Origin of the sequence: Shewanella acanthi (assembly GCF_019457475.1) — a bacterium.
Taxonomy (GTDB): domain Bacteria; phylum Pseudomonadota; class Gammaproteobacteria; order Enterobacterales; family Shewanellaceae; genus Shewanella; species Shewanella acanthi.
The window spans coordinates 1,067,640-1,079,347 of sequence record NZ_CP080413.1; the positions used below are offsets into that span (position 1 = coordinate 1,067,640).

7 protein-coding genes and 8 tRNA genes are annotated in these 11,708 nt (G+C 46.4%); 14 read left to right on the forward strand and 1 reads right to left on the reverse strand.

From position 1 onward, the window contains the following. The first annotated feature begins 20 nt into the window (after nucleotides 1–20). Nucleotides 21–1,001, forward strand: a complete 981-nt coding sequence (gene rpoS / locus K0H61_RS04735) for an RNA polymerase sigma factor RpoS (RefSeq protein ID WP_220051603.1) — start codon at nucleotides 21–23, stop codon at nucleotides 999–1,001. Nucleotides 1,002–1,135: 134 nt separating this feature from the next. On the opposite strand, the gene mutS is transcribed toward rpoS, so the two are convergent. Beyond that, a complete protein-coding gene (mutS, locus tag K0H61_RS04740; RefSeq protein WP_220051604.1) occupies nucleotides 1,136–3,712 on the reverse strand; it encodes a DNA mismatch repair protein MutS in 2,577 nt (858 codons plus the stop codon). 367 nt (nucleotides 3,713–4,079) lie between these two features. On the opposite strand from mutS, the gene recA reads away from it, so the two are divergent. The 13 genes from recA (at nucleotide 4,080) to K0H61_RS04805 (ending at nucleotide 11,340) form a co-directional block, all read left to right on the forward strand. Next, the gene (gene recA / locus K0H61_RS04745; RefSeq protein WP_220051605.1) at nucleotides 4,080–5,159 is read left to right on the forward strand and encodes a recombinase RecA; all 1,080 of its coding nucleotides are present in this window, start codon (nucleotides 4,080–4,082) and stop codon (nucleotides 5,157–5,159) included. Between the two features lie 17 nt (nucleotides 5,160–5,176). Continuing rightward, complete coding sequence (locus tag K0H61_RS04750) at nucleotides 5,177–5,644, forward strand: regulatory protein RecX (protein WP_434086612.1); 468 nt, start codon at nucleotides 5,177–5,179, stop codon at nucleotides 5,642–5,644. Between the two features lie 281 nt (nucleotides 5,645–5,925). Beyond that, nucleotides 5,926–8,550 carry an alanine--tRNA ligase gene (alaS, locus tag K0H61_RS04755; RefSeq protein WP_220051607.1) on the forward strand — a complete coding sequence of 875 codons (2,625 nt, stop codon included), beginning with the start codon at nucleotides 5,926–5,928 and terminating at the stop codon, nucleotides 8,548–8,550. Between the two features lie 9 nt (nucleotides 8,551–8,559). Then, complete coding sequence (locus K0H61_RS04760; RefSeq protein ID WP_220051608.1) at nucleotides 8,560–9,822, forward strand: aspartate kinase; 1,263 nt, start codon at nucleotides 8,560–8,562, stop codon at nucleotides 9,820–9,822. 118 nt (nucleotides 9,823–9,940) lie between these two features. After that, nucleotides 9,941–10,138, forward strand: a complete 198-nt coding sequence (csrA, locus tag K0H61_RS04765) for a carbon storage regulator CsrA (RefSeq protein ID WP_006082602.1) — start codon at nucleotides 9,941–9,943, stop codon at nucleotides 10,136–10,138. A gap of 204 nt (nucleotides 10,139–10,342) precedes the next feature. Then, nucleotides 10,343–10,434 (forward strand) — tRNA-Ser (locus K0H61_RS04770). Nucleotides 10,435–10,456: 22 nt separating this feature from the next. Beyond that, nucleotides 10,457–10,533, forward strand: a tRNA-Arg gene (locus K0H61_RS04775). 30 nt (nucleotides 10,534–10,563) lie between these two features. Continuing rightward, nucleotides 10,564–10,640: transfer RNA gene (locus K0H61_RS04780), tRNA-Arg, on the forward strand. 81 nt (nucleotides 10,641–10,721) lie between these two features. Beyond that, nucleotides 10,722–10,798 (forward strand) — tRNA-Arg (locus tag K0H61_RS04785). A gap of 44 nt (nucleotides 10,799–10,842) precedes the next feature. Next, nucleotides 10,843–10,919, forward strand: a tRNA-Arg gene (locus tag K0H61_RS04790). Between the two features lie 45 nt (nucleotides 10,920–10,964). Beyond that, nucleotides 10,965–11,041, forward strand: a tRNA-Arg gene (locus K0H61_RS04795). A 36-nt stretch (nucleotides 11,042–11,077) separates the two neighbouring features. Beyond that, nucleotides 11,078–11,169, forward strand: a tRNA-Ser gene (locus K0H61_RS04800). Between the two features lie 94 nt (nucleotides 11,170–11,263). Continuing rightward, nucleotides 11,264–11,340: transfer RNA gene (locus K0H61_RS04805), tRNA-Arg, on the forward strand. The last annotated feature ends 368 nt before the right edge of the window (nucleotides 11,341–11,708 follow it).

Sequence of the window (11,708 nt, forward strand, 5' to 3'; positions counted from 1 at the left end):
ATCGTTTGGGAGATTTGATTATGAGTCGTATAACAAGTACTGCCGCAGAAGATTTAGTCGATTTTTCAGTAGATAACGCTGATTTTAATCTCGAAAAAGAGGATATTAATGCTGATTTAGTTCAAGAAATGGGACTAGAACAACAGGTTCAAGACGACCTGCAAAAAAATCTTGATGCCACCCAACTCTATTTAGGTGAAATAGGGTTTTCCCCTCTGCTGAGCGCAGAAGAAGAAGTCTACTTTTCTCGTAAAGCCTTAAAAGGCTGTGAAAAATCCCGTAACCGCATGATCGAAAGTAACCTTCGACTTGTGGTGAAAATTGCCCGTCGTTATAACAACCGCGGTCTAGCATTGTTAGACTTAATTGAAGAAGGCAATTTAGGTTTGATCCGTGCGGTTGAAAAATTTGACCCCGAAAGAGGCTTCCGTTTTTCTACCTACGCCACTTGGTGGATCAGACAAACCATTGAACGTGCCATTATGAACCAAACCCGCACGATTCGTTTGCCCATCCATGTTGTGAAAGAATTGAATGTGTATTTACGTACGGCTCGGGAATTAGCGCAAAAACTCGATCATGAACCCACTGCTGAAGAAATTGCTGAAAAACTGCAGGTTTCCAGTGTTGATGTTAGCCGTATGTTAAAACTCAATGAAAAAATTACCTCCGTTGATATCCCCTTAGGTGGAGATAACGATAAAGCCCTTTTAGATGTGTTGGCCGACGATGATAATGTTGGGCCAGACTATAAAGTGCAGGACGAAGATATCTCTAACTCAGTCGTTAAATGGTTAAATGAGCTCAATACCAAGCAACGCGAAGTATTAGCCCGCCGTTTTGGATTACTCGGTTATGAACCTTCAACCCTTGAGGATGTAGGAGCCGAAATTGGTTTAACCCGCGAACGGGTTCGCCAAATTCAAGTTGAGGCTTTAAAACGCCTACGCGATTTACTTGGTGCACAGGGACTTTCAGTCGAAGCACTTTTCAGAAATTAGTGATCGAAATGAGTTCTTTAAATGAGCTTAAATTTGTAAGTTAAGCATCAGTTATCGTAGTTTAATCTTCAATAAAAACGCCCTAAGTGGGCGTTTTTTATTGCGCTAACGATAAGGTTTATTGAAACTTTAGGTTAACTTAAGCGTTTTAATTCATAGAGTAAATCGAGCGCTTGTCTCGGGGTGAGGTTATCAGGATTGATAGACTCCAGTTTGGCAATTGCTGGGTGTGCTAAAGGTTCTGGCAGTGCTAGTAGTGTTTGGATTGGCGTCTTAGTGCTCGAGCCTTCCAGTTGATGATCGCGACTCTCAAGTTGATGTAGCTTATGTTTTGCCGCCTTAATCACTTTTGCAGGAACGCCAGCTAGGGCTGCAACCTGTAAGCCATAACTCTTACTCGCAGCACCTTCTTGCACTGCATGCATAAAGGCAATGGTGTCTTCATGTTCTATCGCATCTAAATGCACGTTATATACGCCTGCCATCATTTCAGGCAGTTGAGTTAGCTCAAAATAATGGGTAGCAAATAACGTCATCGCACCAACCTGTGCAGCGAGGTATTCCGCCGCAGACCAGGCTAAAGAAAGTCCATCATAGGTTGAGGTGCCGCGGCCAATCTCATCCATCAGCACCAAACTTTGCGCCGTGGCATTGTGCAGAATGTTGGCTGTCTCGGTCATTTCCACCATAAAGGTTGAGCGGCCAGAGGCTAAATCGTCTGATGCGCCAATACGAGTAAAGATCCTGTCAATTGGGCCAATAACGGCGCGGTCTGCTGGTACAAAACAGCCGATGTGTGCCATCAGGGTAATCAGTGCCACTTGACGCATATAGGTCGATTTACCGCCCATGTTGGGACCGGTCACTATCAGCATACGGCGCTGATTGTGGAGTGTCACAGGGTTTGCGATAAACGGCGTTTGGCTGACACGCTCTACTACTGGGTGACGACCGGCTTCAATCTTTACGCCAATGTCTGTGCTGAGTTCAGGACAGTTGTAACCTAAGGTTTCAGCGCGCTCGGCAAAATTGCTGAGGACATCAAGCTCAGCCGCGGCTCTTGCAAAATCTTGCAGTTCATGAAGTTTGGGCAGGATAAGATCGAATAGTTCATCCCACAGTTGTTTTTCTAATGCCAGCGCCTTGCCTTGGCTTGAAAGCACTTTTTCTTCGTACTCTTTTAGCTCTGGCGTGATATAGCGCTCCATATTCTTAAGGGTTTGGCGGCGCTGATAATTAAGCGGCACTTGCTGAGATTGTAAGCGGCTCACTTCGATGTAGTAGCCGTGCACGCGGTTATAACCGACCTTAAGTGTCGCTATACCTGTACGTTCTTTTTCCCGCGCTTCGAGTTGTACTAGATAGTCACTCGCGCCTTCACTTAGCCCACGCCATTCATCTAACTCACTGTTATAACCCTCACGGATTACGCCGCCATCGCGAATGAGCATCGGCGGATTATCGACAATTGCGCGCTCCAGCAGTTCCTGCTCTGCGGGAAATTCACCCAGCAGCTGGCCAAGTTTTTGGGTGTGTGGAGCCTGTAACTGATTTAAGGTCTGTTGCAGCTCGGGTAATAGGGATAAAGCCTGACGTAAACGCGCAAAGTCCCGTGGACGAGCGGTGCGCAGGGCAAGCCTTGCCATGATTCGTTCGATATCACCAATGGCCTTTAATTGATCATATAATGTTTCATGAATCGCGGTTTCGAGTAGCTCATTGACAGCACTTTGGCGGGCAATGATTTGCGTGTGATCCCGAAGCGGCTGGTGGATCCAGCGCTGCAGCATACGACTCCCCATGGCCGTTGCTGTGTTATCGAGCACTGCTGCTAAGGTATTTTCACGGCCGCCGCTTAAGTTTTGGGTCAACTCGAGATTTCGGCGCGTGGCGGCATCGAGCACAATCGTATCGGTTTGATTAAAACGGGTAATGGCATTGATATGGGGCAGGGCGGTACGTTGGGTATCTTTTACGTACTGCATTAAGCAGCCTGCGGCTTGCAATGAGAGTCGCGCATCTGTGATGCCAAAGCCATGTAAATCCTTTGTACCAAATTGCGCAAGTAGCAGTTTGATGCTGGTGTCATAGTCAAATTCCCACTCAGGACGACGGCGCTTACCCTTAAACTGTTGCAGTAATTCTAAGGCACCAAAATCTTCACTGTAGAGCACTTCGACTGGATTGGTGCGTTGCAGCTCAGCCTCAAGGGATTCTTTGGTTTCTAATTCAGCAATCACAAAGCGGCCCGATGACACATCGAGTGTCGCGTAACCAAAGCCAACTTTACCCTGATAAACCGCTGCTAACAGGTTGTCTTGGCGTTCTTGTAAAAGGGCTTCGTCGGTTAAGGTACCGGGCGTAACAATGCGCACGACCTTGCGCTCAACTGGCCCTTTTGAAGTGGCGGGGTCACCAATTTGCTCACAAATCGCAACAGATTGACCAATTTGAACCAGCTTTGCTAAATAACCTTCAACCGCATGGTAAGGGATGCCCGCCATGGGAATGGGATCGCCACCACTCTTACCTCGAGCAGTAAGCGAAATCCCCAGCATTTCTGAAGCTCGCTTAGCATCGTCATAAAAGAGTTCATAGAAATCGCCCATACGATAAAACAGCAGCATATCGTGGTGCTCTGCCTTCATCGTCAAATATTGACGCATCATAGGGGTGTGTTTTTCTAAATCATTGGTGTCAATTACATTCATTAAATCGATATCGTCCGTTGTGCCAGCCCAAGGGCAGAATGCGGTTGTACAGTGGTGGTCAAATTTTGGCTGTACTGTCTAAAATTAACCGCGCCAATCTTAGCAATAATTCAGCTTAATTTGAGCATCAAAGCTGGGAATTTCTGCTTTTAGCAGAATATATTGGCGCAAAAGTGCCTAACGGTATGTGCTGGAAAGGAAAATCAAGGAGCAAAAAAATAAATCATCCACAGGTATTGATACTGTATGATTGTACAGTATACTAGTCATCAGATTAAGACAGAAAGCTTGGCTTTTTGAATTGCCCAATTTTAACTTTGAATATCACTTTTGACAGTACAGAGACTGTCTGGATGAGGGAACAGGAATGAAGGTCGATCCAAACAAAGAGAAAGCACTTGCTGCGGTATTGAGCCAAATTGAAAAGCAATTTGGTAAAGGCTCCATCATGAAGCTGGGCGAAGATCGCTCTATGGATGTTGAGACTATTTCTACAGGTTCGCTCTCGTTAGACGTAGCGCTGGGTGCCGGTGGTTTACCAATGGGTCGTATCGTTGAGATCTATGGTCCTGAATCTTCGGGTAAAACGACTCTGACATTAGAAGTGATTGCTGCGGCTCAGCGCGAAGGTAAGACCTGTGCGTTTATCGACGCAGAGCACGCATTAGATCCAATTTATGCTAAAAAGTTAGGCGTAGATATCGATAACTTACTGTGTTCACAACCAGATACCGGTGAGCAAGCACTTGAGATTTGTGATGCCTTAACTCGCTCTGGCGCCGTTGATGTGATCATCGTCGACTCGGTAGCCGCGTTAACGCCAAAGGCGGAAATTGAAGGTGAAATTGGTGACTCTCACATGGGCTTAGCCGCTCGTATGATGAGCCAAGCGATGCGTAAGTTAGCGGGTAACTTAAAGCAATCAAACACTCTGCTTATCTTCATCAACCAAATCCGTATGAAGATTGGTGTAATGTTTGGTAACCCAGAAACCACAACCGGTGGTAACGCACTGAAATTCTACGCCTCGGTACGTTTAGATATCCGTCGTACTGGCTCTATCAAAGAAGGCGATGAGGTTGTAGGTAACGAAACTCGCGTTAAAGTAGTTAAGAACAAAGTTGCTGCGCCATTTAAACAAGCTGAATTCCAAATTCTATACGGTCAAGGTATCAACCGTACTGGTGAGTTAGTGGATTTAGGTGTGGCTCACAAACTGATTGAAAAAGCTGGCGCATGGTATAGCTACAACGGTGATAAAATCGGTCAAGGCCGTGCAAACGCCGGTAAGTACTTGATTGAAAACCCAGCCGTTGCTGCTGAAATTGACAAGACATTACGTGAGCTGCTGCTGAGCAATCCAGGTGCCCTGTCTTCATCTAGCGATGACGATAGCAGCGAAGGCAATGAAGGTAACGTTGACTTCGAAACCGGTGAAGTATTCTGAGTCAATCAGCCCGTCAAATCGCGGTCGCGCTATTAGCGCGCCGCGACTATTCCCGCCTCGAAATCCGCACTAAATTGCTCGATAAGGGTTTTCAATTATCTGATATAGACCCTGTACTCAATGATTGTGAGGCCGCAGGTTTTATTAACGATAAACGCTACGCAGAGCTCCTCGTTCGCAGTCATATTGCTAAGGGCCATGGCCCTATTCGTATTCGCCAAGCTATTGCGCCAAAAGGATTAAGTAAAGATTGCATCGAAACGGCAATTAATAACGCTGAATGTGATTGGTTTCAACTGGCTAAAGACAAAGCGGTTAAAAAATACGGTACGCCAAAGGTTACTCAGGTGAAAGGCGATAGCGCTAGGGAGACGCTAGCTAAGGAAAAGGCGAAGCGTGTCCGCTTTATGTTAAGCCAAGGCTTTAGCTATGATCAGGTAAGCTACGCCCTTGATTACGACCCTACGGATGATTTTGACGAGTAGCGCAAAGAGGCTCCAAGGTTTAACTGTTTATTTTGTTCAACCAATTCTATCTTTTAGCTGCAATCCCATTAAGTTATCGTCGACTTCTTTAAGTGCCTTCGCACCTTAGCTGTCCCTCATCTGCTACATGAGTGGCAAACTCGTCGAAAATATCAGTTTCTGAATAGCGATATCTCTAATCAAGGCTGGTTGTCTTTCTTCAGTCTGCTTATAATGCTGGCAATAAAATTACGGCTACTTTTAGCGTAGCTGATCATGCTTATCCAATTCAGGACGATTTCATGTATCAAACGACAGCAGCACTTAGAAGTGCTTTCCTCGAATATTTCCGCAGCCAAGGTCACCAAGTTGTGGACAGTAGTTCACTGGTACCGGGCAACGATCCAACGCTTTTATTTACCAACGCCGGTATGAACCAGTTCAAGGACGTGTTTCTAGGCATGGATAAGCGAAGCTATACCCGTGCGGCGACAGCGCAGCGCTGTGTGCGTGCTGGTGGTAAGCATAACGACCTAGACAACGTGGGTTACACAGCCCGTCACCACACCTTCTTCGAAATGTTGGGTAACTTCAGCTTTGGTGATTATTTCAAAGAAGATGCGATTCGTTACGGTTGGACTTTCTTGACTGAAACCCTAAAGCTGCCCAAAGAACGTTTGTGTGTCACTGTCTATCATACAGACGATGAAGCCTTTGAAATCTGGAATAAAAAGATTGGCGTTGCGGCTGAAAATATCATCCGAATCGGCGACAACAAGGGCGCTCCTTATGCGTCAGATAACTTCTGGCAAATGGGTGATACCGGTCCTTGCGGCCCATGTACCGAGATTTTCTACGATCACGGCGACCACATTTGGGGGGGGCGTCCTGGCAGCCCAGAAGAAGATGGTGATCGTTTCATCGAAATCTGGAACATCGTATTCATGCAGTACAACCGCCAAGCTTCAGGCGAAATGCAACCATTGCCAAAACCTTCAGTGGATACAGGTATGGGGATTGAGCGTATCGCGGCAATTATGCAGGGCGTTCACTCAAACTATGAAATCGATATTTTCCGCGCACTCATTGCAAAAGCCGCTGAAATCATCGGTACGACCGACTTAACGAACAAGTCACTGCGCGTAATTGCCGACCATATCCGTTCATGCGCTTTCTTAGTCGCTGACGGAGTTATGCCATCTAACGAAGGTCGTGGTTATGTGTTGCGCCGTATTATCCGCCGCGCTGTACGTCACGGTAACAAGCTAGGTGCAACTGAAGCCTTCTTCTACAAGCTAGTGCCAACTCTAATTGAAGTGATGGGTGATGCGGCTAAAGGTTTAGCCGATACGCAAGTGATTGTTGAAAAAGCGCTTAAAGCAGAAGAAGAGCAATTTGCGCGTACGCTTGAGCGTGGTCTTGGCATTCTCGATGGCGCGTTAAATGAATTGAAAGGCGACACCTTAGACGGTGAAACCGTATTTAAACTGTACGACACCTACGGCTTCCCTGTGGACTTAACCGCTGACGTTTGTCGTGAGCGTAATATCATCGTTGACGAAGCAGGTTTTGAAGCGGCAATGGCTGAGCAGCGTAGCCGTGCACAAGCTGCTGGTAACTTCGGTGCAGACTATAACGCCGCACTTAAGATTGATGCTGAAACAGCTTTCTGCGGTTACACAGAGTTAGCTGGCGAAGGCAAAGTGACTGCACTGTATGTTAACGGTGAGTCAGTTAATTCAATCAATGCCGGTACTGAAGCAGTTGTTGTATTAGATGTAACACCATTCTACGCAGAATCAGGTGGTCAAGTTGGCGATAAAGGTGTTCTGGCCGCTGACGGTGTTGAATTTGTAGTAAACGACACGCAAAAATTCGGTCAAGCCTCAGGCCATAAGGGCACATTAGCGACTGGCACTATTAGTGTTGGTCAAGCCATTGAAGCCAAAGTGGACAAAAAACTGCGTCACCGTACTCAGTTAAACCACTCTGTGACTCACTTATTGCACGCGGCGCTGCGTCAGGTGCTGGGAACACATGTTACCCAAAAGGGCTCGTTAGTTGACCCAGAGCGTTTACGTTTTGACTTCTCACATTTTGAAGCGGTAAAAGCATCTGAACTTAAACAAGTTGAAGAGCTGGTTAACACGCAAATTCGCCGTAACCATGAGCTCAAAGTGGCTGAAATGGCTATCGATGAAGCTAAAGCGAAGGGCGCAATGGCGCTCTTTGGTGAGAAATATGATGCCGAGGTTCGCGTTGTGACCATGGGCGATTTCTCTATCGAGCTTTGTGGTGGTACCCACGTGGGCCGCACTGGTGATATTGGACTGTTTAAGATCACCTCTGAAGGCGGTATCGCGGCTGGTGTTCGTCGTATTGAAGCGGTTACCGGTGCGGCTGCTATGGCCTATGTTGCCCAGCAACAGGCTGAGCTTGAAGAAGCGGCTGCGCTGCTTAAGGGCGACACGCATTCGGTTGTGGCAAAACTTAAAGCGCAGCTCGATAAAATGAAGCAACTTGAAAAAGACATGCAGCAACTTAAAGATAAGTTAGCTGCGGCTGCAAGTGCGGATTTAGCGGGTGATGCGGTATCAGTTAACGGTGTTAACATACTGATTAAGAAGCTTGAAGGCGTTGAGGCAGGCGCACTGCGTGGTCTGCAAGACGAGTTGAAACAAAAGCTTAAATCTGCGGTTATCCTGTTAGGTGTTGCCCAGGAAGGTAAAGTAAACCTAATCGCTGGCGTGAGCAATGACTTAGTTGGCAAGGTTAAAGCGGGTGAATTAGTTGCTATGGTTGCCGCTCAAGTTGGCGGAAAAGGCGGCGGTCGCCCTGATATGGCGCAAGCTGGCGGTAGCCAACCAGAAAATCTGGATGCAGCTTTAGCTCAAGTATTACCTTGGATCACTGAGCGTTTAGCTTAAGAGGTTGCTGTGCGCGAAAAACGAAAGCTTAGTGGTAGCAAGCTTTTTGTGAAAAAGTTCGGTGGCACTTCGGTGGGCTCAATTGAGCGCATCGAAGTGGTGGCCGAGCAGATTGCAAACTCCGCCCACAGTGGTGAATCACAAGTGTTGGTGCTCTCCGCTATGGCGGGTGAGACCAACAGACTGTTTGCGTTAGCACAGCAAATCGATCCCCGCGCCAGTGCGCGGGAACTCGATATGCTGGTATCAACCGGCGAACAGGTCAGTATTGCGTTAATGGCGATGGCGCTTAACCGCCGCGGCATTAAGGCCAAATCCTTAACCGGCGATCAGGTACAAATCCACACCAACAATCAATATGGCCGTGCGAGCATCGAGAGTGTCGATACTTCATACCTTGAGTCGTTGCTGGCCGATGGGATTATTCCGATTGTGGCAGGTTTTCAGGGGGTTTGTCCTAATGGCGATATTACGACCTTAGGTCGAGGTGGTTCAGATACCACTGCGGTTGCATTGGCCGCGGCGCTTAATGCCGATGAATGTCAGATTTTTACCGACGTGCCAGGGGTATTCACTACCGATCCTAACATCGACAGCAATGCGCGCCGTTTGGATGTTATTGATTTTGATGTGATGCTTGAGATGGCAAAACTCGGTGCTAAGGTATTGCATCCAGATTCGGTGGAATATGCTCAGCGCTTTAACGTGCCGTTAAGGGTGTTATCAAGCTTTGAGGCGGGGCAGGGAACGTTAATTCAGTTCAGTCCAGAGTGCAGTCATGGTGAATTCGAATCAGCGTTAGTACAGGGCATAGCAATTAATAAAGCGCTTGCAAGGCTGACTATTGAAGGAATGTTTACCAGCTGCGAAGGTTATCAAGCCCTGCTGGCGTGCCTTTCAAAGCTGCAAATTGATGTCGAATTTATCGGCCCTGTGAAGCTTAATGGCGTGTCAGAAAATGATTGCGTTAGTTTTATGTTAGCCGAAGCTAAGGTTGATATTTTATTACAAGAGCTTAAGGTATTGAGCGAAAGTCTTGCATTTGGCACTTTACTTGTTGAGCGTCAGCGGGCAAAACTCTCTTTAGTCGGCAAAGGTTTACAGACAAAATTAGGATTCTTAACTAAGATGTTAGATGTATTGGGTAATGAAACAATACATGCTAAGTTACTGTCGACATCCGAGAGCAAATTGTCAACCGTGATCGATGAAAAGGACTTACTCAAGGCCGTTCGGGCGCTACATCATGCTTTCGAGTTAAATAAGTTGTGATTAAATAACTGTTTGGCTATTGAATACTATTAATTTGTACTAAGCTGACCTTATAATAAGCCCATCTACCGGATGAGTGCCGTGTGTAAGCTGAATTAAGAAATAAAGGAGCTATCGAATGCTGATTTTGACTCGTCGTGTTGGCGAAACACTGATGATTGGTGATGAAGTCACAGTTACAGTGCTAGGGGTAAAGGGAAATCAAGTGCGTATCGGTGTTAATGCACCTAAAGAGGTTTCTGTCCACCGTGAAGAAATCTACCAACGCATTCAATCTGAAAAATCAGGCACACCCTCTGAAGGTGGCAACTTTTAATACTGCGTTTAGCGATAGTATTATCCTATAGAAGAGTCAGTTTTTTAACTGACTTTTTTGTTTTTTGCACTCGAAAGATGGACGCAAATCAACTCTTTGGCTTGATATAACATCAATGTGATTAAAAACAGTTCAAACGGAAGTTGTTTCGGAAAAAGGGTTTGACTTATTTTCGTCAAACAGTAATATGTGCGCCAAGAAAACGGAGAGGTGGCCGAGTGGCCGAAGGCGCTCCCCTGCTAAGGGAGTATGGGCTTTATCTCCCATCGAGGGTTCGAATCCCTCCTTCTCCGCCATTTCTTACTGATAAAAATATGTGCGCGTGTAGCTCAGCTGGATAGAGTACCTGGCTACGAACCAGGCGGTCGGAGGTTCGAATCCTTCCACGCGCACCATTTTTATTGAAGCAATGTAAGATACAAGTCGCGCATGTAGCTCAGCTGGATAGAGTACCTGGCTACGAACCAGGCGGTCGGAGGTTCGACTCCTTCCATGCGCACCATCTCTGCATCAGTTAATCGTTAACTCATCAGGTTTGAATTTCATCAAGAAATTTTGTAGAAGTTGCTTCTAGTTTATTTAAGCGCGTGTAGCTCAGCTGGATAGAGTACCTGGCTACGAACCAGGCGGTCGGAGGTTCGAATCCTTCCACGCGCACCATATTTAATCTTAATGCTTAGGCGTTAGGAACATTGTTTTAAAATGCGCGTGTAGCTCAGCTGGATAGAGTACCTGGCTACGAACCAGGCGGTCGGAGGTTCGAATCCTTCCACGCGCACCAAATTAGCGATTAATACCTAAAGTGTTAATTGCAAAACGCAAAATTGCGCGTGTAGCTCAGCTGGATAGAGTACCTGGCTACGAACCAGGCGGTCGGAGGTTCGAATCCTTCCACGCGCACCATTTTAGTAAGCAAAAGCTTACAGATGCAGATTTTGCGGAGAGGTGGCCGAGTGGCCGAAGGCGCTCCCCTGCTAAGGGAGTATGGGCTTTATCTCCCATCGAGGGTTCGAATCCCTCCTTCTCCGCCATTCTATTCCCTTGGAATAGATTTAATTTGCGAGACTTAAGTGCTTCTTCTAGACTCTAGTCTACAGGTCAGTTAGCAACTACCAAACCCTTTTCGCGCGTGTAGCTCAGCTGGATAGAGTACCTGGCTACGAACCAGGCGGTCGGAGGTTCGAATCCTTCCACGCGCACCATCTATTAGATAGATATAGATAAGCCCTGCAATTAATTGCAGGGCTTTTTTATTAGCGACATTTTGCTAAAAACCCGTTGAAGTTACATCTACCATGTTTACTGTGCGCATTTCGTCACTTTAAATCTGCATCATTTAACGCATTTACAGCACTTTTTTGCTAAAGGTGAGATGCATGGTGCTATGACAAATTATTGCATTATCATATGAATATGCGCTTTTTAAGATGTTCACTACCGCCGGTAAGTATTGCTGCTGTTCTATTTAAGGAAAGATTAATTGGTGTCACCGCGTGATAGCAGATAAAGTGCTAACTCACTTATTTTATGGCAATAAAAAGGCTGTCTAAAGACAGCCTTTTTATTAATG

What these genes read in the sequence shown, in the direction of transcription:
- rpoS (WP_220051603.1), top strand. Translation starts at nt 21, where the DNA reads ATGAGTCGTATAACAAGTACTGCCGCAGAAGATTTAGTCGATTTTTCA.
- mutS (WP_220051604.1), bottom strand. Translation starts at nt 3,712, where the DNA reads ATGAATGTAATTGACACCAATGATTTAGAAAAACACACCCCTATGATG.
- recA (WP_220051605.1), top strand. Translation starts at nt 4,080, where the DNA reads ATGAAGGTCGATCCAAACAAAGAGAAAGCACTTGCTGCGGTATTGAGC.
- alaS (WP_220051607.1), top strand. Translation starts at nt 5,926, where the DNA reads ATGTATCAAACGACAGCAGCACTTAGAAGTGCTTTCCTCGAATATTTC.
- csrA (WP_006082602.1), top strand. Translation starts at nt 9,941, where the DNA reads ATGCTGATTTTGACTCGTCGTGTTGGCGAAACACTGATGATTGGTGAT.